Source organism: Streptomyces sp. NBC_00667, from assembly GCF_036226825.1.
Taxonomy (GTDB): domain Bacteria; phylum Actinomycetota; class Actinomycetes; order Streptomycetales; family Streptomycetaceae; genus Streptomyces.
The window spans coordinates 4,244,380-4,266,428 of the sequence record NZ_CP109022.1 but is presented as its reverse complement, the minus strand read 5'-3'; the positions used below and the strand labels follow the sequence as shown (position 1 = coordinate 4,266,428).

21 protein-coding genes are annotated in these 22,049 nt (G+C 72.2%); 8 read left to right on the top strand and 13 right to left on the bottom strand.

What is annotated here, in order from left to right; all coding sequences use genetic code 11:
- The first annotated feature begins 142 nt into the window (after positions 1-142).
- A complete protein-coding gene (gene msrA / locus OHA81_RS19930) occupies positions 143-808 on the top strand; it encodes a peptide-methionine (S)-S-oxide reductase MsrA (protein WP_329197788.1) in 666 nt (221 codons plus the stop codon).
- Between the two features lie 48 nt (positions 809-856).
- Here the strand turns inward: msrA and OHA81_RS19925 are convergent, their stop codons facing one another.
- Positions 857-1,921 carry an NAD(P)-dependent alcohol dehydrogenase gene (locus tag OHA81_RS19925; protein WP_329197786.1) on the bottom strand — a complete coding sequence of 355 codons (1,065 nt, stop codon included), beginning with the start codon at positions 1,919-1,921 and terminating at the stop codon, positions 857-859.
- 148 nt (positions 1,922-2,069) lie between these two features.
- Between OHA81_RS19925 and OHA81_RS19920 the strand changes: the two genes are divergently transcribed.
- The gene (locus tag OHA81_RS19920; protein WP_329197784.1) at positions 2,070-2,966 is read left to right on the top strand and encodes a helix-turn-helix domain-containing protein; all 897 of its coding nucleotides are present in this window, start codon (positions 2,070-2,072) and stop codon (positions 2,964-2,966) included.
- A 10-nt stretch (positions 2,967-2,976) separates the two neighbouring features.
- Here OHA81_RS19920 and OHA81_RS19915 read toward each other — a convergent pair whose 3' ends face one another.
- The 4 genes from OHA81_RS19915 to OHA81_RS19900 form a co-directional block, all read right to left on the bottom strand.
- Complete coding sequence (locus tag OHA81_RS19915) at positions 2,977-3,654, bottom strand: ABC transporter ATP-binding protein (protein WP_329197782.1); 678 nt, start codon at positions 3,652-3,654, stop codon at positions 2,977-2,979.
- 61 nt (positions 3,655-3,715) lie between these two features.
- A complete protein-coding gene (locus OHA81_RS19910; protein WP_329197780.1) occupies positions 3,716-5,209 on the bottom strand; it encodes an ABC transporter permease in 1,494 nt (497 codons plus the stop codon).
- 154 nt (positions 5,210-5,363) lie between these two features.
- A complete protein-coding gene (locus OHA81_RS19905; RefSeq protein ID WP_329197778.1) occupies positions 5,364-6,635 on the bottom strand; it encodes a L,D-transpeptidase in 1,272 nt (423 codons plus the stop codon).
- A 146-nt stretch (positions 6,636-6,781) separates the two neighbouring features.
- On the bottom strand, positions 6,782-7,069 hold the full coding sequence (locus OHA81_RS19900) for a hypothetical protein (RefSeq protein ID WP_329197776.1): 288 nt from the start codon (positions 7,067-7,069) through the stop codon (positions 6,782-6,784).
- Between the two features lie 165 nt (positions 7,070-7,234).
- Here OHA81_RS19900 and OHA81_RS19895 point away from each other — a divergent pair, with 165 nt between their 5' ends.
- Positions 7,235-7,576, top strand: a complete 342-nt coding sequence (locus tag OHA81_RS19895; protein ID WP_329197774.1) for a hypothetical protein — start codon at positions 7,235-7,237, stop codon at positions 7,574-7,576.
- A 91-nt stretch (positions 7,577-7,667) separates the two neighbouring features.
- Here the strand turns inward: OHA81_RS19895 and hutH are convergent, their stop codons facing one another.
- The 5 genes from hutH to OHA81_RS19870 all read right to left on the bottom strand — a co-directional run bounded on the left by hutH (position 7,668) and on the right by OHA81_RS19870 (position 13,607).
- A complete protein-coding gene (hutH, locus tag OHA81_RS19890) occupies positions 7,668-9,209 on the bottom strand; it encodes a histidine ammonia-lyase (protein ID WP_329202407.1) in 1,542 nt (513 codons plus the stop codon).
- A 74-nt stretch (positions 9,210-9,283) separates the two neighbouring features.
- A complete protein-coding gene (locus tag OHA81_RS19885) occupies positions 9,284-10,396 on the bottom strand; it encodes a GGDEF domain-containing protein (RefSeq protein ID WP_329197772.1) in 1,113 nt (370 codons plus the stop codon).
- Positions 10,397-10,552: 156 nt separating this feature from the next.
- Positions 10,553-11,368 carry an enoyl-CoA hydratase/isomerase family protein gene (locus OHA81_RS19880; RefSeq protein ID WP_443056588.1) on the bottom strand — a complete coding sequence of 272 codons (816 nt, stop codon included), beginning with the start codon at positions 11,366-11,368 and terminating at the stop codon, positions 10,553-10,555.
- 26 nt (positions 11,369-11,394) lie between these two features.
- Positions 11,395-12,564, bottom strand: a complete 1,170-nt coding sequence (locus tag OHA81_RS19875) for an adenylate/guanylate cyclase domain-containing protein (RefSeq protein WP_329197770.1) — start codon at positions 12,562-12,564, stop codon at positions 11,395-11,397.
- 167 nt (positions 12,565-12,731) lie between these two features.
- On the bottom strand, positions 12,732-13,607 hold the full coding sequence (locus tag OHA81_RS19870; RefSeq protein WP_329197768.1) for a biotin--[acetyl-CoA-carboxylase] ligase: 876 nt from the start codon (positions 13,605-13,607) through the stop codon (positions 12,732-12,734).
- A 130-nt stretch (positions 13,608-13,737) separates the two neighbouring features.
- Between OHA81_RS19870 and OHA81_RS19865 the strand changes: the two genes are divergently transcribed.
- The 4 genes from OHA81_RS19865 to OHA81_RS19850 all read left to right on the top strand — a co-directional run bounded on the left by OHA81_RS19865 (position 13,738) and on the right by OHA81_RS19850 (position 16,529).
- Positions 13,738-15,333 (top strand): acyl-CoA carboxylase subunit beta, encoded by a 1,596-nt coding sequence (locus OHA81_RS19865; RefSeq protein WP_329197766.1) that lies wholly within the window; start codon positions 13,738-13,740, stop codon positions 15,331-15,333.
- Positions 15,334-15,348: 15 nt separating this feature from the next.
- A complete protein-coding gene (locus OHA81_RS19860) occupies positions 15,349-15,555 on the top strand; it encodes an acyl-CoA carboxylase epsilon subunit (protein ID WP_190183608.1) in 207 nt (68 codons plus the stop codon).
- A gap of 164 nt (positions 15,556-15,719) precedes the next feature.
- Positions 15,720-15,854: a morphogenic membrane protein MmpB gene (gene mmpB, locus OHA81_RS19855; protein ID WP_329197764.1), complete on the top strand. Its 135-nt coding sequence runs from the start codon at positions 15,720-15,722 to the stop codon at positions 15,852-15,854.
- 66 nt (positions 15,855-15,920) lie between these two features.
- Positions 15,921-16,529: a Maf family protein gene (locus OHA81_RS19850; RefSeq protein ID WP_329197762.1), complete on the top strand. Its 609-nt coding sequence runs from the start codon at positions 15,921-15,923 to the stop codon at positions 16,527-16,529.
- Here the strand turns inward: OHA81_RS19850 and OHA81_RS19845 are convergent.
- The gene (locus OHA81_RS19845; protein WP_329197760.1) at positions 16,510-16,974 is read right to left on the bottom strand and encodes a hypothetical protein; all 465 of its coding nucleotides are present in this window, start codon (positions 16,972-16,974) and stop codon (positions 16,510-16,512) included. The two genes, OHA81_RS19850 and OHA81_RS19845, sit on opposite strands and share 20 nt — an antisense overlap.
- Before the next feature lie 390 nt (positions 16,975-17,364).
- On the opposite strand from OHA81_RS19845, the gene OHA81_RS19840 reads away from it, so the two are divergent.
- Positions 17,365-19,128 carry an acetyl/propionyl/methylcrotonyl-CoA carboxylase subunit alpha gene (locus tag OHA81_RS19840; protein WP_329197758.1) on the top strand — a complete coding sequence of 588 codons (1,764 nt, stop codon included), beginning with the start codon at positions 17,365-17,367 and terminating at the stop codon, positions 19,126-19,128.
- Positions 19,129-19,307: 179 nt separating this feature from the next.
- Here the strand turns inward: OHA81_RS19840 and OHA81_RS19835 are convergent, their stop codons facing one another.
- Both OHA81_RS19835 and OHA81_RS19830 read right to left on the bottom strand, forming a co-directional pair.
- Entirely contained in the window at positions 19,308-20,228 is a 921-nt protein-coding gene (locus OHA81_RS19835; protein ID WP_443056781.1) for a DeoR/GlpR family DNA-binding transcription regulator, read from the bottom strand.
- 211 nt (positions 20,229-20,439) lie between these two features.
- Positions 20,440-21,879: an NAD(P)H-quinone dehydrogenase gene (locus OHA81_RS19830; protein WP_136217135.1), complete on the bottom strand. Its 1,440-nt coding sequence runs from the start codon at positions 21,877-21,879 to the stop codon at positions 20,440-20,442.
- Between the last annotated feature and the right edge of the window lie 170 nt (positions 21,880-22,049).

Genomic DNA, 22,049 nt, shown 5'->3' with positions numbered 1-22,049 from the left:
TCTGACGACAGGGGCGGCGCCGGGGCCGGAAGGCTGGGGGCGGCCCCGCCGGGGCCGGACGGCTGGGTGCGGGTGCTGGGGGCGGGCCGGGGAATCCCGGCCCGCCCCCAGCCGTTGAACGGAGACCACTAGGAGGGAATCCATGTTCTCGTACCGCCGTACGCCCGAGCTCCCCACCCGAGAGGAGGCCCTCAAGGGCCGCCCCCAGCCCCTCTTCGACGTGCCGGCCGTGCACACGGTGCTCGGCAACCCGCTCTCCGGCCCGTACCCCGCCCACCTGGCCGTGGCCGACTTCGGGCTGGGCTGTTTCTGGGGCGCGGAGCGCAAGTTCTGGCAGACGCCGGGGGTGTGGACGACCCTGGCCGGCTACCAGGGCGGTTTCACGGAGAACCCGACGTACGAGGAGGTGTGCTCGGGCCTGACCGGCCACACCGAGGTCGTCCGGGTGGTCTTCGACCCGTCGCAGGTCTCCTACGCCGCGCTCCTCAAGCTGTTCTGGGAGTCCCACGACCCCACCCAGGGCTTCCGCCAGGGCAACGACGTCGGCACCCAGTACCGCTCGGCGATCTACACCCACTCCCCCGCCCAGCAGGCGGAGGCCGAGGCGTCCCGCGCCGCCTACCAGCGCGTCCTCACCGCCGCGGGCCACGGGGAGATCACCACGGCCGTCCTCCCGGCCTCGGACCGCCCCTTCTGGCCCGCGGAGGCCCACCACCAGCAGTACCTCGACAAGAACCCGTCCGGCTACTGCGGCATCGGGGGCACGGGCGTCTCCTGCCCCATCGGCGTGGCCGCCGCCGACGGCTGAGTCGGGCGGCCGGCGGCGGGCCGGCCGGCCGGCCGGCCGGCCGGCCGGTCAGATGGTGGAGGTGTCGATCACGAAGCGGTAGCGGACGTCGCTCGACCGGACGCGGTCGTAGGCCTCGTTGACGGTGTCGGCGCTGATGAGTTCGATCTCGGCGCCGAGGCCGTGCTCGGCGCAGAAGTCGAGCATCTCCTGCGTCTCGGCGATGCCGCCGATCATGGAGCCGGCGAGGGTCTTGCGGCCGCCGATGACCGAGAACAGGTTCAGCGAGACCGGCTCCTCCGGCGCGCCGACGTTCACCAGCGCGCCGTCGACCTTGAGCAGGCCGAGGTACGCGTCGAGGTCCAGCGGGGCGGAGACGGTGGACACCACCAGGTCGAAGGTGCCGGTGAGCTCCTCGAAGGTGCTCTCGTCGCTCGTCGCGTAGTAGTGGGCGGCGCCCAGCCTCAGGCCGTCCTCCCGCTTGCGCAGCGACTGCGACAGGACGGTGACCTCCGCGCCCAGCGCGTGCGCGATCTTCACGCCGATGTGGCCCAGCCCGCCGAGGCCGACGATCGCGACCTTCTTGCCGGGGCCCGCCTGCCAGTGCCGCAGCGGCGAGTAGAGGGTGATGCCCGCGCACAGCAGCGGGGCGGCGACGTCGAGGGCGAGACCGTCGGGGATGCGGACGGTGTAGTTCTCGTCGACGACGATGTGCGTGGAGTAGCCGCCGTACGTGGGCTGCCCGTCCTTGCCGAGGGAGTTGTACGTGCCGGTCATGCCCCGGACGCAGAACTGCTCCTGGCCGCGCAGGCAGTACTCGCAGGTGCGGCAGGAGTCGACGAAGCAGCCGACGCCGACGCGGTCGCCGACCGCGAACTTCGTGACGCCCGCGCCGACCTCGGTGACGACGCCGGCGATCTCGTGGCCCGGGACCATGGGGTAGATGCCCTCGCCCCAGCCGTCGGTGACCTGGTGGATGTCGGAGTGGCAGATGCCGGCGTACTTGATGTCGATGAGGACGTCGTGCTCGCCCACCGCACGGCGCGCGATGGTGGTGCGCTCCAGCGGCGCCTTGGGGGCGGGGGCGGCGTACGCGGCGACCTGGGTGAGCGGGGTGTGCTGAGTGGCGGACATGCGCTGCTTCTCCTGAGTTCCGTGGTGCGGTGCGTCCCACGATGCCCGGGGCGGCGGCGCCCACCCAGCCCCCTGCAGAGCATAGGACCGCTGGTCCTACCACTGGCGGGGTCAGGCTGCCGGTCCGCCGCCCGGCGATACTGGCGCTATGGACCAGCTTGATCAGCGCGCCGAACTGGGCGAGTTCCTCCGCTCCCGCCGCGCGCGCCTGCGCCCCGAGGACGTGGGCCTGCCGGAGTACGGGCGCCACCGCCGGGTGCCGGGTCTGCGCCGGGAGGAACTGGCGCAGCTGGCGGGCGTGTCGGTGGCGTACTACACGCGCCTGGAGCAGGGCCACGGCCAGAACGTGTCGGCGGACGTACTGGACGCGATCGCGCGCGCCCTGCGCCTGGACGGCACCGAGTCGGCGCACCTGACCCGTCTGGCGAGCCCTCGGCCGCGCAGGCGCCGTACCCCCCGGCGCCCGGAGCAGGTCCGCCCGGAGCTGCGCGTGCTGCTGGACGCGATGGAGGGCGTACCGGCGTACCTGGTGGGCCGGCGTCAGGACGTCCTGGCCTGGAACCGGATGGCGACGGCGGTGTTCGGCGACTTCGGCGCGCTGCCCGCGCAGGAGCGGAACCTGGTCCGGATGGTGTTCCTGGATCCGGCGACGGCCGAGCTGTACAGGGACTGGGAGTGCCGGGCCTGCCAGGTGGTGAGCTACCTTCGCCTGTACGCGGGCCGGCACCCCGAGGACGAGCAGCTCTCCGCGCTGGTCGGGGAGTTGTCGGTGAAGAGCGAGGAGTTCCGGCGGCTGTGGGCCGCGCACACGCTGGCGGACGACAAGACGCGCGGCGTGAAGCGGCTGCGGCACCCCCTGGTGGGCGACGTGAGCCTGGCGTTCGAGACGCTGGCCCTGCCGGACGACTCAGAGCAGTCCCTGATCACCTTCCACGCCGCGCCGGGCTCCCCGTCGGCGGACGCGCTGCGCCTGCTGTCGTCCTGGTCGGCGGCGGGCCCGGTCCCGTCGCCGGCAGTGGGGACGGGCGGGCCCGCCGGGCAGTGACGCCGTCCGCTCAGGGGTTTTCGGTCACCGTCACCCGCCCCTGGCGGATCGTCGCCACGCGCGGCGCCCGCTTGGCGAGCGCGCTGTCGTGGGTGACCATGACGAAGGTCAGGCCGTGTTCCTTCCACAGCCCTTCCAGCAGGTCCATGACCTCGTCGCGCATCGACTCGTCCAGGTTTCCGGTCGGTTCGTCGGCCAGCAGCACCTTCGGCCGCTTGACCAGTGCACGTGCGATCGCCACGCGCTGCTGCTGGCCGCCCGACATCTCGCCGGGCAGGTGGCCCGCGCGTTCGCCGAGGCCGACCGACTCCAGCGCCCCGGCCGCCCGCGAGCGCCGCTCGCGCGCCTTGAGGCCGAGGGGGACGAGGGCCGTTTCGACGTTCTCCTGCGCCGTCAGCGTCGGGATCAGGTTGAAGGACTGGAAGACGAAGCCGATGGTCTCGGCCCGGACCCGGGTGAGCCGGGCCTCGGAGACGCCGGCCAGGTCCAGGCCGTCGAGGACGACCTGGCCCTCGGTCGGCCGGTCGAGGGCGCCGAGCATCTGGAGCAGGGTGGACTTGCCGCCGCCGGTGGGGCCCTGGATGACGAGCCGGCCGCCGTCCTCGATGGTCAGGTCCACGCCGGCGAGCGCGTCGACGGTCTGCTTGCCGCGCCGGTAGCGCTTGGTGACTTGGCTGAGCTGGTACATCTCGTTGCCTCGCTCGATCAGAAAGCTCGATCAGGAATGGGGGGAGGGTCGCGCCTGCGGGCTATTCGACGCGCCGCAGCGCGTCCGCCGGCCGCAGCCGCGACGCCCGCCAGCCGCCGAAACCGCCCGCGATCAGCCCGCCCGCCACGGCCAGGGCGACGGCCAGGCCGATGACCGACGGGGACACGGGCGCGGTGAGGGCCACGTCCAGGGCCTTGCCGGCGCTCTGGCGGGCGGCGCGCATCCCGCCGAATCCGCCCTGTCCGCCGGCCCGCATTCCCGCGCGGCCCGCGGCGCCGGCGAGCCGGGCGGTGAGGGTGGGGCCGGCGGCGGTGATCGCGTACGCGGCGCCCAGGCCGACGCCGATGCCGAGGACGCCACCGATCAGGCCGTTGACCAGGGCTTCCCCGACGACCTGGAGGGTGACGCGGCTGCTCTTCCAGCCGAGCGCCTTGAGGGTGCCGAACTCCCGCACGCGCCGGGAGACTGCGGAGGAGGTCAGCAACCCGGCGACCAGGAAGGCGGCGGCGAGCACGAGGTAGGAGAGCCAGGTGCCGACGGTGGAGGCGAGCGAGGCGGCCGTCGACAGCGAGCCGGAGACGGTGTCGGCGAGGTCGGCGGAGGTGGTGACGGTGGTGTCGGGGACGTTCTTCTGGATGGCCCGCTTGACGGAGCCGATGGCCTGGGAGTCCCGGGCCTGGACGTAGACCGTGGTGATCTTGTCGGGGGTCTCGGCGAGCGTCTGGGCCTGGTGCAGGGGGACGTAGAGGTTGGCGGTGGCGTCCCCGCTGTCGGCGGTGGCGATCCCGAGGACCTTGAACGGGGTGTTCTTGACGGTGAGTTCGGAGCCGACGGCCAGGTTGTTCTTCTTGGCGTAGGCGCTGTCGACGACGGTGACGGCCGCGTCCTTGTCGCCCGCCGCGAAACCACGGCCCGAGGTGATCTTGGAGGTGGTCAGCGGGCCCAGCTCCGGCCGGGTGACGTCCGTGCCGTACACGGAGAAGGAGTTGACGTCGAAGTCGGCGCCACCGCCCTCGACGGTGTTCCCGCCGCCCGCGCCGCCCGCGCCCGGCTTGCCGGCCGTACCGCCCGCTGCCCCGCCGCCGCCCTGGCCCCGGCGGAACTCGCCCCGCTTGAACTGCCCGTTGACCTTCATCACCTGGAGGCTGAGGCCGCCGACCGCCCGGGCGACGCCGTCCTGTCCGGCCACCTTGGCGACGGTCGCGGAGTCGAGGGTCTGGAAGCCCTGGGGCATCACCAGGTCACGGCTCTGCTGGGCGTCGGCGTCCGCGTCCCCTTCGCCGCGTGCGTCGAACTTGAAGCGCGGGCGGCCGGCGGAGCCCCCTTCACCCTGCGGCGACTGGGCCTTGGTGACCGTCATGTCGGTACCCAGTCCGTAGAGGGACTGCAGGACCTCGCCCTGGGCCCGGGACATGCCCGCCGATACGGAGTTGACGACGATGACGAGGGCGATGCCGAGGGCGAGGCCGGACGCGACGACCAGCGCCGCCTTGCGGCGGCGGCGCAACTCGCGCCGCAGGTAGGTGAAGAACATGGCGCCGAACGTAGGCAGCGCCCCTGATGGCCGGGTAAGCCGCGGATAAGAGTCGGATGAGAACGGCGAACGGCGGGGAACCCGTCAGGGTTCCCCGCCGTTCACACACGCCTACGCGTCGGCGCGTCCGGCGCCGGCGCAGCCGGTCGGCGCGTCAGGAGGCCGTGCCGGCCTTCCACTCCGCCCAGCTCATGTTCCAGCCGTTGAGCCCGTTGTCGGGCTTGATGGTCTTGTCGGGGGAGTTGACGACGGTGACCACGTCGCCGATGAGCGAGTTGTCGAAGAACCACGCGCCCGCGGTGTTCGGGTCGTTGGCGCCCTGGGTGTCGTTCAGGCCGACACAGCCGTGACTGGTGTTGACGTTGCCGAAGATCGAGTCCGATCCCCAGTAGTTGCCGTGGATGAACGTGCCCGAGGTGGACAGCCGCATCGCGTGCGGGACGTCCTTGATGTCGTACTCGCCCTTGCCCTCGCCGTTCTTGAAGCCGACGGTGGCGCCGTCCATCCGGGTCTCCTTGAACTTCTCGGAGATCACCATCTGGCCGTTGTACGTCGGGTTCGCGGGGGAGCCGGCCGAGATCGGGATGGTCTTGATGACCTGGCCGTCGCGGGTGACCGTCATCTTCTTGGTCTTCGCGTCGACCGTGGAGACCTGGCTCCGGCCGATCTTGAAGGTGACGGTCTTGCTCTGGACGCCCTTGATGCCCGGGGCGCCCTGGACGCCGTCCAGCGCGAGCTTGAGCGTGACGGTGGAGTTCGCCTGCCAGTACTGCTCCGGCCGGAAGTCCAGCCGCTGCGCGTCGAACCAGTGGCCGACCACTTCCTGGCCGCTGCTGGAGGAGACGTTGATGGCGGCCTGGACGGCCTTCTGGTCCTTGATCGGCTTGTTGAAGGTGATCGAGACCGGCATGCCCACGCCGACGGTCTGGCCCTCGTCCGGCACGAACGAGCCGATGAAGCTGTTCTCCGGGGAGACGGTGGTGAAGGAGGCGTTCTCGTGCGCCTCGTGACCCGCCTCGTCCTTGGCGCTCGCCGACAGGGCGTACTTGGTCGAGCGCTTGAGGGCGGCGTCCGGCTTCCAGCTCTTGCCGTCGGCGGCTATCTTGCCCGGCACGTCCGCGCCGTCGGAGCTCTTGAGCTCGACCTTGGTGAGGGTGCCGTCACTGACGGTCACGCTCGTGGCGTCGTTCAGGCCGATGTTGGTGGCGCCGTCCTTGGGCGTGATGGCTATTCGGGCCTTCGAGGCGTCCTTGGCCGCCGCCGCGTCGACATCGGCCTGCGACTTGCCCGACGCCTGGCCGTTGCCCTTTGGCTGGTCACCTCCGCCGTCGCACGCCGAAAGCACCAGTACGCCACCGAGGACGGCGGAAATGGCCACCAGGGACCTCTTCCGCCGCTTGCTGTCCGTCCTCACACGCCACTCCATCGTTGCCGGAACCCCCGAGCTCCCTCCCAGCTGCCGCTGAAAGGTACCCACCGGGCAGGAGGCCATGCCCCCTGCCCACGGTTGTGACAACGCGTGAACGGCCCGTTTCGGTTCCACATTCCGTTGGGATGTGGGCAACCCCACGGTCAGGCGTTGTCGGTCACCTCTTCGTCGAAGTCCCCATCTTCCTCGTCCATGTCCCACTCCATGGACTCGGGGTCGTATTCGACGGGCTCACTGCTCCAGGAAGCCTGCGCCAGATCCACCCCGGGGATCTCCGCGACCAGGTCAGTGGGGTCGACGAGGTAGGCCAGCGCCTCCGACTCGTCCTCGCCCACCGCCGACTCGGCGTGGCCGCGCTCCTCGTCCGGCATGAACTCGTCGGCCTTGATGTGGGCGAGGGCGGCGCCGGTGAGTGCTGTGGTGTCGGTCACTTCAAGGACCAAATCCACCCGAAGTCGTACGTACCGTGAGGTGTCAGAAGAGTTCATACGACGGAGAGTAAGCCCCGAACCTGTCCCGACTTTCCCACGACCCGCCCCTTTCACTAGCATCGGCGCACACGGCCAATTCGCTGCTGCCACAAGGGGGATCGCACCGTGTCCGCACGTCGATCGCTGCTCACCGCTCTCGGAGCGACCACCCTCCTCGCCGCCCTCTGGTTCGTGCCCTCGGCGAACGCCACCGCACCGGACCGGACGCCGGTCCGCTCCGGCCTGTCCGACCAGCGGAGCCTGCCCGCCCAGGAGAACCGGGCCACCCTCACCGACACCGCCGCGGTCGTGGACGCCTCGGCGCCCCGCGAGGCCGCCGCCCTGCCCCTCTCGCTCGCCGACACCGGCAGCGTCGACACCAGCCCCTACCTGCTGGGCGGCACGCTCTTCCTGGGCGTGGGCGCCGGCTTCGTCACCTTCTCCGTACGCCGCTCACGCGCGCAGTAGGCGGCGCACCGGCGCACGCGAAAGGGCCGCGCCCGGGGGAGTCCCGGACGCGGCCCTCGTCGCGTCAGGTCGTGCTCACGTCAGGTCGTGCTCAGGCGAGCGGACCGGTGACCGCTTCCACGGCGTCGACGAGCGCACCGGAGCGCACGAACGCGTCGGCTGCGGCCAGGTCGGGGGCGAGGAAACGATCCGGCCCGGGGCCCTGGACGCCTGCCTCCCGCACCGCCGCGATGGCGGCCCGGCTGGCCGGGGACGGGGTGAGCCCGTGGCGCAGCTCGATCGCGCGGGTGGCCGCGTACAGCTCGATCGCGACGATCCGGGTCAGGTTGTCGATCGCGGTACGGAGCTTGCGCGCGCCCGACCACCCCATGGAGACGTGGTCCTCCTGCATGGCGGAGGAGGGGATCGAGTCGGCGGAGGCGGGGACCGCGAGCCGCTTCATCTCGCTGACCAGAGCGGCCTGCGTGTACTGGGCGATCATCAGACCGGAGTCGACGCCGGCGTCGTCCGCCAGGAACGGCGGCAGGCCGTGCGAGCGGTTCTTGTCGAGCAGCCGGTCGGTGCGGCGCTCGGCGATGGAGCCCAGGTCTGCGGCGGCGATGGCCAGGAAGTCCAGTACGTACGCCACGGGCGCGCCGTGGAAGTTGCCGTTGGACTCGACCCGGCCGTCGGGCAGCACCACCGGGTTGTCGACGGCCGAGGCCAGCTCGCGCGAGGCCACCAGGGCGGCGTGCGCCATGGTGTCGCGGCCGGCGCCGGCCACCTGCGGGGCGCAGCGCACCGAGTAGGCGTCCTGGACGCGCGGGGCGGTCTCCTCCTGGTAGTGCCGGACCAGGCCCGAGCCCTCCAGGACGGCGGCCATGTTGGCGGCGGAGGCGCCCTGCCCGGGGTGCGGGCGGATGGCGTGCAGCTCGGGCGCGAGCACCTTCTCGGTGCCGAGCAGCGCCTCCAGGGTCAGCGCGGCGGTGATGTCGGCGGAGGTGTACAGCTTGCCGAGGTCGGCGAGGGCCATGATCAGCATGCCGAGCATGCCGTCGGTGCCGTTGAGGAGGGCCAGGCCCTCCTTCTCGCGCAGCTCGACCGGCTCGATCCCGGCTTCGGCGAGCAGCTCGCCCGCCGGGCGCACGACCCCGTCGGGGCCCTCCGCGTCGCCTTCGCCCATGAGGGTGAGGGCGCAGTGGGAGAGCGGGGCGAGGTCCCCGGAGCAGCCGAGGGAGCCGTACTCGTGCACGACCGGCGTGATCCCGGCGTTCAGTACGTCGGCCATCGTCTGCGCGACGGAGGGCCGGACGCCGGTGTACCCGGAGGCCACGGTCTTGAGCCGCAGGAACATCAGGGCGCGCACGACCTCGCGCTCGACGCGCGGGCCCATGCCGGCGGCGTGCGAGCGGACGATGTTCCGCTGGAGCTGGGCGCGCAGCTCGGGGCTGATGTGCCGGGAGGCGAGGGCGCCGAAGCCGGTGGAGACCCCGTAGACCGGCTCGGGCTTGGCGGCGAGCGCGTCGACGATCTCGCGGGCGCGGGCCAGGGCGTCCAGCGCCTCGCCGGACAGCTCGACCCGCGCGTTGCCGCGGGCGACGGCGATGACGTCCTCGGCGGTGGTCCCGGACGTTCCCACCACGACAGTGTGCATATCCATATTCAGCAGCCTACGGACTGAATCTCTTCATGTCACTAGCAACTTGGTGGAGCAGTCGTTACAGGCTGCTACGCCCTGCCGCGGAACCGGCGCCGCTCCCCCCGGCCGGCCTGTGCCGCGTCGGCGAGCCGCACCACCGCGCTGTCCCGGCCGGCCACCACGGGCCCCCGCGAGCGCGCGGCCTTGGCCTTGTACTGGGCCGCGTCGGCGAGCCGGAACAGCCGCCGCGAGGACTTCACCGGCCCGATCGGGTCCCCCGTGGAGGCGACCCCGCAAGCCACCCCCTCGCCCAGTTCCAGCTCGGCGGCGCGCAGGCACACCTCCTCGGTCACCCGCACCACCTCGTCCGCCGACGGACCGACGCTGACCAGGCAGAACTCGTCACCACCGAGCCTGGCCACGAGCGCACCGGGCAGTATGGCCCCGCACAGGCTCAGCACGGACCCGAACCGCTCCAGCAGCCGGTCCCCCATGGCGTGGCCGAGGGTGTCGTTGACCCGCTTGAGCCCGTTCAGGTCACATACCACGAGACTGACCACGGCGCCGCTGCGCCGGTGCTCCTCCAGGGCCTCGTCGAGCCGCATGTCGACGGCCCGCCGGTTGGCCAGTCCCGTCAGCGGGTCGGCGAACGCCAGGCGCCGGGCCTCTTCGAGGCGCTCGTTCTGCGCGAGCCCGGCGGCCACGACGGCGGCCAGTACGGTCGCGAACTCCGCGTCGTCCTCGTCGAAGTCGGGCAGGCCCTCGTCCCGGGCGACGTACAGCTCCCCCCAGGCCCGGCCGCTGAGCACGATCGGCGCGACCACGCAGGTGCCGCGTCCGCGCCGGCGCAGCGCTTCGCCGCGCCTGCCCGGGCGGCCGCCGCCCGCGGCCTCGACCCAGGCGTGGGGGCCGGCGCCGCCGACCCAGCGCTCGTGCAGGAACTCGGTGATCTCGGGGAATTCGTGGACGGGGTAGGACTCGTCCTCGGGGAACTCCTCCTCCCCCGCCCGCCGCTCGCCTTCGTTCACGAGGACGCGCAGCCGGCCGTGCTCGCGCTCCCAGGCGGAGATGGCGGCGAACGACCCGTCCATGGCCAGCCGGGCGCCCCGCGCGGCCGCCCGCACGCTGTCCCGTGGCGCGCACGCCGCGGCCATGGCCTGCGCGAGGCCCACGACGGCCCGAAGCCGCCCGTCAACTCCCATCACAACAGGTTAGGGAGTTCTATCCGATTTGGTGACAATCGCCGCGATTTTCCGGACCGGCCAAGATCACGGCTGCCGAGCGGACCACACGCCGGCCACCCGCGCCACTACCCGCACGGCTGCGCGCACGGCCACCCGCGACGCTCACGCGCCCCGCTACACACCCGGCCACTGGGGCCTGCGCTTCTCGTTGAACGCCGCCACGCCCTCGGCCCGGTCGCCGGAGAAGGCCACCGTCCGCCACGCCGCGTCCTCGATCTCCAGGCCGGCCGCCAGGTCCATCCCGTGCCCCAGCCGCAGCGCCCGCTTCGCCGCCCGCAGCCCGACCGGCGAGTTCGACGCCATCCGGGCGGCCAGCGCCAGCGCCTCCGCGCGGTCCGTGCCGGCCGCGACCACCGAGTCCACCAGACCCAGCTCCAGCGCCTCCGGCGCCTCCACCCGGCGCGCCGTGAAGATGAGCTCCGCCGCGCGGGCCGCACCGACCCGCCTGGGCAGCAGCTGCGTGCCGCCGCCGCCCGGGATCACCCCGACCGACACCTCCGGCAGGCCGACCACGGCGGTCTCGTCGGCCACGATCACATCGCAGGCCAGCGCGAGCTCGAAGCCGCCGCCGAGCGCGAAGCCGTGCACCGCCGCGATCGTCGGCATCGGCAGCTCCAGCACGCCCCCGTACGCACCCCGCGTCGTCGGCCGCTGCCGCACCAGCTCGGCGTCCGACATCGCGTTGCGCTCCTTGAGGTCGGCGCCCACGCAAAACGCCCGGTCCACCGCCGAGGACAGCACGACCACCCGTACCGAGGCGTCCGCCGCCAGCCGCGCGCACGCGTCCCCGATGGCCCGGGCCATGCCCGTCGACACCGCGTTCATCGCCTTGGGCCGGTCCAGGACCAGCTCGGCGACCCCGTCCTCATGCCGGCGCACGGCCAGGAACTCCGACTCCACGGTCTCCGCCGCCACGCTCTTCGACGCCACAGGACAGCCCTCCCGGTTAACGAACGTTACCCGGGGATCCTAGGCGTCCGCCGCGTCAGCGACCAGGGCTCCACGACCCCGAGCCCGCGCACCGGACGCTGCCACATCGGCTGGAGCGCGAACCGGTAGGTTCCGCCGCCCTCCTCCGACTCGGACTCCTTCTCCGAGACCGGCGCGGCGCCCGTCCGGCCGAGTTCCTCGGCCATGGCCCCGTCCACCAGCACCGCGTTCTTGGGGGCTATGGACGTCAGCCGGCTCGCCAGGTTCACCGTCGTCCCGAAGACGTCGCCCATCCGGGTCGTCACCGTCCCGAACGCGATCCCGACCCGCAGCTCCGGCATCTGCGGGTCCGCCTCCATCGTCTCGATCAGCCGCATCGCGATCTCCGCCGCCGTCGCCGCGTCGTCCGCCGCGTACAGCACCTCGTCGCCCAGCGTCTTGATCAGCCGTCCGCCGTGCGCGGCGATCAGGTCCGCCGCCGTCGTCTCGAAGGCCTCGACCAGCTCGCCGAGCTCCTCCTCCTCCAGCCGCCGGGTCAGCCGGGTGAAGCCCACCAGGTCCGCGAAGCCCACCGCGAGCCGCCGGTCGACCATCTCCTCGTCGTCCGCCACCTGCACCACGCGCCCGGTCGCGGCCGCCAGCTGGCGCCGCCACACGTAGACGAGGAACTCCTCCAGCTCCGGCAGCAGCAGCTCGACCAGCGGGTACGTGACCTCCGTACGGGTCATTCCCGGCTCCGGCGGCTCCGTCAGCCCCTCCAGGAAGGAGTCGATCTGCCATTCCGCCAGCCGGGCGGTGGTCTGCCCGGTGGACCGCGCGACCTGCACCGCCATCGGCTCGCTCAGCAGCCCGGCCTCCACCAGACCGGCGAGTCGGCGCAGCGCCAGTACGTCCGCCTCCGTGAGGGCCTTGGCCTGGCCGATGTCCGCGAAGCCCATGGCCCGCCAGAAGCGGGAGGCGAGCTCCATCGACACCCCGGCGCTGCGGGCGGCCTGGAAGGGGGTGTACCGGCGCTCGGCGCCCAGGATCAGCTGCTCCAGGCGGATGGCCAGCGGGTCGGCCGTCGGCTGGACCGTGTGGTCCACCTCGTGGTGGGGAGTGTGCTGGTCCCGCCCGATCGGGGTGGTGCCCGAACCGGCCTGGGTCGCACCTGCGCCGGACCCGGACGCGCCGGACGTAGGGTCGTCGACGGTCAAGGGCCGCCTCCTGTCCATTCCGTACGCAATTCCGACTACCGAACCGGTTGATCACCGCATGGACCGGGACCTTCGCCGGCTACCGCTGGGTGCTGCCCCCAAAACCATACGGCAGGTGTGCCGTAGCTCACTCCCCGCTCCGCCCGCCCGGCCGGGCCGCCCGGCCGCTAGTGGACCGACCGCAGGTGGACCACGTCCCCGGCCCCCACGGCCAGCCGCTCGTCCTGCGCCGTGCGGATCACGAGCCGCCCTTCCGCGTCGACCGCTTCGGCCGTCCCGGTGATCGTGCGGCCGCCGGGCAGGTCCGCCCGGACGTGCCGGCCCAGCGTCGCGCAGCCCGCCGCGTACGTCTCCTGGAGGCCGCTGGCCGCCGGATCGCCGCCCGCCGCGCGCCAGGTCTCGTACCACTGCTCCAGGGAGCGCAGTACGGCCTTGAGCAGCGGTTCCCGGTCGGTGACGGTGGCCTTGGCGAGGGCGAGGGAGCCCGCGGTGTCGACGGGCAGCTCGTCCTCGGTGAGGGTGACGTTCAGCCCGATGCCGACGACGACCCCGTCACCGACGCGCTCGGAGAGGATGCCGCCCGCCTTGCGCTCCTCGCCCTCGACGGTGACCAGCAGGTCGTTCGGCCACTTGAGGGCGGTGTCGACGCCCGCCGCCCGGGACAGTCCGGTCGCGGTGGCCACCCCGGCGAGCAGGGTCAGCCACCCCCACCGCTCCTCGGGCACCCCGGGGCCGGGCTTGAGCAGCACCGAGAAGAACAGCCCGGACCGGGCGGGCGCGACCCAGCTCCGGTCCAGCCGCCCGCGCCCGGCGCTCTGCTCCTCGGCGACGAGCACGGCTCCCTCGCCCAGCTCCCCGGCCCGCGCGGCGAGATCGGTGTTCGTGGACCCGGTGGACGAAACCACCTCCAGCGAACTCCACAACCCCTCCCCCACGAGATGCCGCCGCAAGGCGGCGGCATTCAACGGCGGCCGGTCCAGGCTGGACCAACGTCCCGCGGAAGCTCCCGAGGGAGTTCCTCCTGATGCATCTGATGGCGTCATGCAACCCACAGTAGGTGTGTCAAACGCCGCACTGCCGAGCGCCATGCCCGCCGATACGCTACGCACGAGTAGCCAGCAGCAGTCCATCAATTGACCAGGCAGTTGACACCACACAGGGAGCCGCGCCCCGATGTCACAACCCTCAGAGCCGATCGACATGCACACCACCGCGGGGAAGATCGCGGATCTGCAGCGCCGGATCGACGAAGCCACCCACGCCGGGTCCGCGCGGGCGGTGGAGAAGCAGCACGCCAAGGGGAAGCTGACGGCGCGTGAGCGGATCGGTCTGCTGCTGGACGAGGGGTCCTTCGTCGAGCTCGACGAGTTCGCCCGGCACCGCTCGACCAACTTCGGGCTGGAGCAGACCCGCCCCTACGGCGACGGCGTCGTGACCGGCTACGGCACGGTCGACGGCCGGCCGGTGGCCGTGTTCTCGCAGGACTTCACCGTCTTCGGCGGGGCCCTCGGCGAGGTCTACGGCCAGAAGATCATCAAGGTGATGGACTTCGCGCTGAAGACCGGCTGCCCGGTCATCGGCATCAACGACTCCGGCGGCGCCCGCATCCAGGAGGGCGTCAGCGCGCTCGGCATGTACGGCGAGATCTTCCGCCGCAACGTCCACGCGTCGGGCGTGATCCCGCAGATCAGCCTCGTCGTGGGCCCCTGCGCCGGCGGCGCCGTGTACTCCCCCGCCATCACCGACTTCACCGTGATGGTCGACCAGACCTCGCACATGTTCATCACCGGCCCGGACGTCATCAAGACGGTCACCGGCGAGGACGTGGGCTTCGAGGAGCTCGGCGGCGCCCGCACCCACAACTCCACCTCGGGTGTCGCCCACCACATGGCCGGGGACGAGAAGGACGCCATCGAGTACGTCAAGTCACTCCTGGCCTACCTGCCGTCCAACAACCTCTCCGAGGCGCCCGCCTTCCCCGAGGAGGCGGACACCGAGGTCTCCGACCTCGACCGCGAGCTGGACGTACTGATCCCGGACAGCGCGAACCAGCCGTACGACATGCACACGGTGATCGAGCACGTCGTCGACGACGGCGAGTTCCTGGAGACGCAGTCGCTGTTCGCGCCGAACATCCTCACCGGCTTCGGCCGCGTCGAGGGCCACCCGGTGGGCATCGTCGCGAACCAGCCGATGCAGTTCGCCGGCTGCCTGGACATCAACGCCTCCGAGAAGGCCGCCCGCTTCGTGCGGACCTGCGACGCCTTCAACATCCCGGTGCTGACGTTCGTGGACGTACCGGGCTTCCTGCCGGGCACCGACCAGGAGTACAACGGAATCATCCGGCGCGGCGCGAAGCTGATCTACGCCTACGCCGAGGCCACCGTCCCCCTGATCACCGTCATCACCCGCAAGGCCTTCGGCGGTGCGTACGACGTCATGGGCTCCAAGCACCTCGGCGCGGACCTGAACCTGGCCTGGCCGACCGCGCAGATCGCCGTCATGGGCGCGCAGGGCGCGGTGAACATCCTGCACCGCCGCACGATCGCCGAGGCCGAGGCCGCCGGTCAGGGGGAGGAGACGCGGGCCCGGCTGATCGCCGAGTACGAGGACACCCTGCTGAACCCGTACACCGCCGCCGAGCGCGGGTACATCGACGCGGTGGCCATGCCGTCGGAGACCCGGGCACACGTGGTGAAGGGGCTGCGGCAGCTGCGGACCAAGCGGGAGTCCCTGCCCCCGAAGAAGCACGGCAACATCCCCCTCTAGGAGGTCAGTCCTGTGGTGATCAAGGTCGTCAAGGGGAATCCGACGCCGGAGGAGCTGGCCGCCGCACTGGCGGTGGTCCAAGCGCGCGCGGCGGCGCTGGCTTCCGCGCCGTCGGGCGCGCCCGGGGTGCCGGACGAGTGGTCGGCGCCCGCGCGGGTGGCGCGCCGGACGCTGCCCCAGCCGGGTCCGCGCGCCTGGGGCCGTACGTACTGGCCCGCTTAGGACCCGCGTGGGACCCGTACAGGGACCGGGTACGGACCGTGTACGGGCGCAGGGGCCGCGCGGGGACGCGCGGGCCGGCGTTGCGAAAGATGGCGTGAACGGACGGTGGCGCTTGAGTACGCGTACTCAGGCGCCACCGTCCTGCGTGGGGCAAGGATCGGAGGATGCTCTGGTCAGACCCGAAGGACGAGCCGCCGAAGGACATGCGCGACGCGCAAGCCATGCTCCGGCGGCTCATGGTGGTGCTCGCCCTCGCCATGGTCGTCGTGGTGTACGTCCTCGGCGTCGGCCCGTTCTGAGGCGGGTTCCGGGGCCCCTCCGGAGCCGTCCGCACGCCCGCCCGCGGGCCCCCTACGATGGCTGGCATGACTGCTGCCGCGCCCCGCTCCCTCGTCCTCGCCTCCGCCTCACCCGCCCGGCTGAACCTGCTGCGGCAGGCGGGGCTCGCCCCGCACGTGATCGTCAGCGGCTTCGACGAGGACACCCTCTCCGCCGACACGCCGTCCGAGCTGGCGCTCGCACTGGCCGAGGCGAAGGCCGGCGTGGTGGCGGCGCTGGACGAGGCCGCGGGGGCGCTGGTGATCGGCTGCGACTCCGTCCTGGAGCTCGACGGGGAGGCGCTCGGCAAGCCGGCCGACGCCGAGGAGGCAACGGCCCGCTGGAAGTCGATGCGGGGCCGGGCCGGGGTGCTGCGCACCGGGCACTGCGTGATCGACACGGCGAGCGGCCGTCAGGTTTCGGCCACGGCGTCCACGACGGTCCGCTTCGGCGAGCCGACGGACGCGGAGGTCGCCGCGTACGTGGCCAGCGGTGAGCCGCTGCACGTGGCGGGCGCCTTCACCCTGGACGGCCTGTCGGCGCCCTTCATCGACGGCATCGACGGGGACCACGGCAACGTGATCGGCATCTCCCTGCCCCTGCTGCGCTCCCTGCTGGCCGAACTGGGCGTGTCCCTCACGGATTTGTGGGCCTGAGCCCCCCTGACCCGGTCGGCGGGGCGTCCTGGACGTCTGGGGCGTCCTCCACGGGTGGCGCGGCGTAGAGCATCAGGGCCAGCACGAGCAGGCACAGGACCAGCATCAGGGCGGCGAAGGCGCCCCAGCCCACCAGCCCGAGGGCGAGGGCGCCGAGCACCGCGTGGGTGACGGCGGCGACCACCAGGACCACGCGGGTGAAGCGGCCGGGCGCCCGGTCCCGTACGGCGAGGACGGCGAGCAGGACGGCGCAGAGCAGCAGGAAGGCGCCCATCACCGCCCCGAGGCCGTAGGTCGCCCGGGCCATCAGCTCCGGATCGCTGCCGGCGATCGACATCGACTGGTTCTGCGTCGCCTTCCCCAGCACGACGTGCACGAGAACGAGCACCGCCGCTTCCACGACGAGCACGATCGCGGCCAGTGCGGCCACGAGTCTGCGCAGCACGACGCCCCCATCCCCAGAAGCCACAGGCCGGGATCCAGAAGCCTGTTCGACGCCTGGAGGCTACTCATGGGTAAACGCGCGGACAAGGGGTGCGGGCAGCTTGGTTGCCGACGGGCCCGCGTGACGGCTCTCACGCAAAGAATGCATAGGCCGTTCGTAGGGACTCCACAAAGATTCACCAGGGGCCGCTGACCCGGTGAACAGAGACCTCGGCTGCGCCACGGGGTTACTGTGCAGTCGGGGATCTCCCTGACCTGGGGCGACACAAGGGTTTCTGGGCTCGGGCAAGCCTCGCTATCACGCTCTGTGTGGGGAAGCTCACCTGCGGATAGGGGTCGAAAGGCCGTGTCAGCTGTCCCTAAACTCAGCTTGTTTCTAGGAGGAGCCATCGTGCGCAAGGTGCTCATCGCCAACCGTGGCGAAATCGCTGTCCGCGTTGCCCGTGCCTGCCGGGATGCCGGGATCGCGAGCGTAGCCGTCTACGCCGACCCGGACCGGGACGCGCTGCACGTCCGCGCGGCAGACGAAGCGTTCGCGTTGGGCGGTGACACCCCGGCCGCCAGCTACCTGGACATCAAGAAGGTCCTCCAGGCAGCAGCCGACTCCGGTGCTGACGCCATCCACCCCGGATACGGCTTCCTGTCCGAGAACGCGGACTTCGCCCAAGCCGTTCTCGACGCGGGCCTGACCTGGATCGGCCCGCCGCCGCAGGCGATCCGCGACCTCGGCGACAAGGTCGCCGCCCGTCACATCGCCCAGCGCGCCGGCGCCCCGCTGGTGGCCGGCACCCCGGACCCGGTGTCCGGGGCCGACGAGGTCGTGGCCTTCGCCGAGGAGCACGGCCTGCCCATCGCCATCAAGGCCGCCTTCGGTGGCGGCGGTCGCGGCCTCAAGGTCGCCCGCACGCTCGAAGAGGTCCCGGAGCTGTACGACTCCGCCGTGCGCGAGGCCGTCGCCGCGTTCGGCCGGGGCGAGTGCTTCGTGGAGCGCTACCTCGACAAGCCGCGCCACGTCGAGACGCAGTGCCTGGCCGACTCGCACGGCAACGTGGTGGTCGTCTCCACCCGTGACTGCTCGCTCCAGCGCCGCCACCAGAAGCTCGTCGAGGAGGCGCCCGCGCCGTTCCTCACCGAGGCGCAGAACGCCGAGCTGTACGCGGCGTCCAAGGCGATCCTCAAGGAGGCCGGCTACCAGGGCGCCGGCACCGTCGAGTTCCTCGTGGGGACCGACGGCACCATCTCCTTCCTCGAGGTGAACACCCGCCTCCAGGTCGAGCACCCCGTCACCGAGGAGGTCACCGGCATCGACCTCGTGCGCGAGATGTTCCGCATCGCCGACGGTGAGGCGCTCGGCTACGACGACCCGCAGCTGCGCGGCCACTCCTTCGAGTTCCGCATCAACGGCGAGGACCCGGGCCGCGGCTTCCTGCCGGCCCCGGGCACGGTGACGAAGTTCGCCCCGCCCTCGGGCCCCGGTGTCCGCCTGGACGCGGGTGTCGAGTCGGGCTCGGTCATCGGCCCGGCGTGGGACTCGCTGCTGGCCAAGCTGATCGTCACGGGTGCCACCCGCGAGCAGGCCCTCCAGCGCGCCGCCCGCGCCCTGGCGGAGTTCGAGGTGGAGGGCATGGCCACCGCCATCCCGTTCCACCGCGCGGTCGTCGCCGACCCGGCGTTCGCCCCGACCGACGGCACTCCGTTCAAGATCCACACGCGGTGGATCGAGACCGAGTTCGTCAACGAGATCCCGGCCTTCACGGCGCCCGCCGCCGAGGAGGCCGACGAGGAGCCGGGCCGCGAGACCGTGGTGGTCGAGGTCGGCGGCAAGCGGCTGGAGGTCTCCCTCCCGTCCTCGCTGGGCATGACGCTTGCCCGCACGGCCGCAGCGGGCGGTGCCAAGCCGAAGCGCCGCGCCGCGAAGAAGTCGGGGCCGGCCGCCTCGGGCGACACGCTGGCGTCCCCGATGCAGGGCACGATCGTCAAGATCGCCGTGGAGGAGGGCCAGCAGGTCAACGAGGGCGACCTGGTCGTCGTCCTGGAGGCCATGAAGATGGAGCAGCCGCTGAACGCGCACCGCTCGGGCACGATCGTCGGCCTGACGGCCGAGGTCGGCGCCTCCCTGACGTCGGGCGCCACCATCTGCGAGATCAAGGACTGATCCGCCACGCGAAGGCCCCCGCCCGGAAGGGCGGGGGCCTTCGCGTGCTCCCGGAACCGGCCCGGCCGGCGAGGGGGCTCGCAGTCCGAGGTGCGGGGCTGCGCCCCGCGACGCCCGGTGCGGCGGCGCGACGTCCCGCGCAGCGGCACCGCACCCGGCCACCGCACCGCCGCGTCCCGTCAGCGTCGGCGCATGTCCGCCACCCGCCCCCGCTCCCTCTCCCCCGCCTGCTGCTCCAGCAGCCCGGCCGGCGCGCTGCGCAGCTGCGCCGTCGGACCGCCGCGGCGCTGCACCGGCAGGGGCGACTCGCGCCGGGGCCGGCGCCCCGCCATCCCGTCGCCGCCGGAGGCCGCCGCGCCGCCCGCCACCGTGATCTGCACGCCCTGGTCGGCCAGCGCCTGGAGTTCGGTGGCGGCCCGGTCGTCGTGCGGGGGCGGCTCGTCGGTGACCAGCCGCGTCATGACGTCCGTCGGCACGGTCTGGAACATGGTGTCGGTGCCCAGCTTGGTGTGGTCGGCGAGGACCACGACCTCCGCGGCCGCCTGCACCAGCGCCCGGTCCACGCTCGCGGAGAGCATGTTGGACGTGGACAGCCCGCGCTCGGCCGTCAGGCCGCTCCCGCTCAGGAAGGCCCGCGATACCCGCAGCCCCTGGAGGGACTGCTCGGCGCCGCTGCCGACGAGCGCGTAGTTGGAGCCGCGCAGGGTCCCGCCGGTCATCACCACTTCGACCCGGTTGGCATGGGCCAGCGCCTGGGCGACGAGCAGCGAGTTGGTGACCACGGTCAGCCCGGGCACCCGCGCGAGCCGGCGGGCCAGCTCCTGGGTCGTGGTGCCCGCTCCGACGACGACGGCCTCGCCCTCTTCCACGAGGGAGGCCGCCACGTCGGCGATGGCGGTCTTCTCCGCCGTCGCGAGATGGGACTTTTGCGGGAAGCCGGATTCACGGGTGAACCCGCCCGGCAGCACCGCACCGCCGTGCCGGCGGTCGAGGAGTCCTTCTGCCTCCAGTGCCCGCACGTCCCGCCGTACGGTCACTTCGGAGGTCTGGACGACGCGGGCGAGCTCCCGGAGCGACACCGCTCCGTTGGCCCGCACCATTTCGAGGATCAATTGGCGACGTTCTGCAGCGAACACGAAACTGACAGTAACCCGGACGACCGACTGCTTTCAGCTCCTTCCGCCGGAATACCGAAGTTGTCCATAAGGTGGGGCGACAAGTGGTATACGCGGCCGGACAGTTGCGTGAACAGTCCGCTACGACCCCACCCGCCACCCCAAATCCCTTGCGGAACAGGGCGGTTCGCGGCGGTTACGCCTCCCCGGCGACCTTGCGGGTGTGCAACTGGCGTGCCACCTCGGCGATCGAGCCGGACAGCGAGGGGTACACGGTGAACGCGTTTGCGATCTGCTCGACCGTCAGGTTGTTGTCCACGGCGATCGAGATGGGGTGGATGAGCTCGCTGGCGCGCGGCGCGACGACCACGCCGCCGACCACGATGCCGGTGCCGGGGCGGCAGAACAGCTTCACGAAGCCGTCCCGGATGCCCTGCATCTTCGCCCGCGCGTTGCGCAGCAGCGGGAGCTTCACGACGCGGGCGTCGATCTTGCCGGCGTCCACGTCGGCCTGGGTGTAACCGACGGTGGCGATCTCCGGGTCGGTGAAGACGTTCGAGGAGACCGTCTTGAGGTTCAGCGGGGCCACCGCGTCCCCGAGGAAGTGGTACATCGCGATCCGGCCCTGCATGGCGGCGACGGAGGCCAGCGCGAAGACCCCGGTCACGTCACCGGCGGCGTACACGCCCGGCGAGGACGTGCGCGACACCTTGTCGGTCCAGATGTGGCCGGACTCCTTGAGCCGGACCCCGGACTCCTCCAGGTTCATGCCCTGCGTGTTGGGGACGGCGCCGACCGCCATCAGGCAGTGGGTGCCGCTGATGACCCGGCCGTCGGAGAGGGTGACCTCGACCCGGTCGCCGACCCGCTTGGCGGACTCGGCGCGCGAGCGGCCGATGACGTTCATCCCGCGGCGGCGGAAGACGTCCTCCAGGACGGCGGCGGCGTCGGGGTCCTCGCCCGGCAGCACCCGGTCGCGGGACGACACCAGGGTCACGCGGGAGCCGAGGGCCTGGTAGGCGCCGGCGAACTCCGCGCCGGTCACACCGGAGCCGACGACGATGAGCTCCTCGGGGAGCTCGTCGAGGTCGTAGACCTGGGTCCAGTTGAGGATGCGCTCGCCGTCGGGCATCGCGTCGGGGATCTCGCGGGGGTGGCCGCCGGTCGCGATCAGCACCGCGTCGGCGGTCAGGATCGTCTCGGTGCCGTCGGCGGCGGTGACGATGACGTCCCGCGTGCCGTCGATACCCTGGGGGCCGCCGAGCTTGCCGCGACCGCGCATGACGCGTGCGCCCGCCCGGGTGACGGAGGCGGTGATGTCGTGCGACTGGGCGAGCGCGAGGCGCTTGACGCGCCGGTTCACCTTGCCGAGGTCGACGCCGACGACGCGCGCGGCCTGCTCGATGTGCGGGGTGTCGTCCGCGACGACGATGCCGAGCTCCTCGTACGACGAGTCGAAGGTCGTCATGACCTCGGCGGTCGCGATGAGGGTCTTGGAGGGCACGCAGTCGGTCAGGACCGAGGCGCCGCCGAGTCCGTCGCAGTCCACGACGGTCACCTCCGCGCCGAGCTGAGCCCCTACGAGGGCCGCCTCATACCCGCCGGGTCCGCCGCCGATGATCACGATCCGGGTCACGAAAACTCCGCCTCACGTCTACCCGGCCGGCTGCCGCCCCGGCCGGGGCTTCCGGGGGGTCTCCCCGGGGGATGCATTCCGTGCCCCATTGTCCCGCACGCTTCAAGGTGCTTCACGCCCGGTCCCGCCGTCGGCTCCGCCGAACCGGTCATCCCGTGGCCGGCCCCCGG

Excerpts from the sequence above, each read along its gene's own strand:
- OHA81_RS19885 (WP_329197772.1), bottom strand. The coding sequence starts at position 10,396 with ATGGGAGTTGACGGGCGGCTTCGGGCCGTCGTGGGCCTCGCGCAGGCC.
- OHA81_RS19910 (WP_329197780.1), bottom strand. The coding sequence starts at position 5,209 with ATGTTCTTCACCTACCTGCGGCGCGAGTTGCGCCGCCGCCGCAAGGCG.
- OHA81_RS19915 (WP_329197782.1), bottom strand. The coding sequence starts at position 3,654 with ATGTACCAGCTCAGCCAAGTCACCAAGCGCTACCGGCGCGGCAAGCAG.
- OHA81_RS19920 (WP_329197784.1), top strand. The coding sequence starts at position 2,070 with ATGGACCAGCTTGATCAGCGCGCCGAACTGGGCGAGTTCCTCCGCTCC.
- OHA81_RS19865 (WP_329197766.1), top strand. The coding sequence starts at position 13,738 with ATGTCACAACCCTCAGAGCCGATCGACATGCACACCACCGCGGGGAAG.
- OHA81_RS19850 (WP_329197762.1), top strand. The coding sequence starts at position 15,921 with ATGACTGCTGCCGCGCCCCGCTCCCTCGTCCTCGCCTCCGCCTCACCC.
- OHA81_RS19925 (WP_329197786.1), bottom strand. The coding sequence starts at position 1,921 with ATGTCCGCCACTCAGCACACCCCGCTCACCCAGGTCGCCGCGTACGCC.
- OHA81_RS19835 (WP_443056781.1), bottom strand. The coding sequence starts at position 20,228 with ATGGTGCGGGCCAACGGAGCGGTGTCGCTCCGGGAGCTCGCCCGCGTC.
- mmpB (WP_329197764.1), top strand. The coding sequence starts at position 15,720 with ATGCTCTGGTCAGACCCGAAGGACGAGCCGCCGAAGGACATGCGCGAC.
- msrA (WP_329197788.1), top strand. The coding sequence starts at position 143 with ATGTTCTCGTACCGCCGTACGCCCGAGCTCCCCACCCGAGAGGAGGCC.
- hutH (WP_329202407.1), bottom strand. The coding sequence starts at position 9,209 with ATGCACACTGTCGTGGTGGGAACGTCCGGGACCACCGCCGAGGACGTC.
- OHA81_RS19870 (WP_329197768.1), bottom strand. The coding sequence starts at position 13,607 with ATGACGCCATCAGATGCATCAGGAGGAACTCCCTCGGGAGCTTCCGCG.
- OHA81_RS19905 (WP_329197778.1), bottom strand. The coding sequence starts at position 6,635 with ATGGAGTGGCGTGTGAGGACGGACAGCAAGCGGCGGAAGAGGTCCCTG.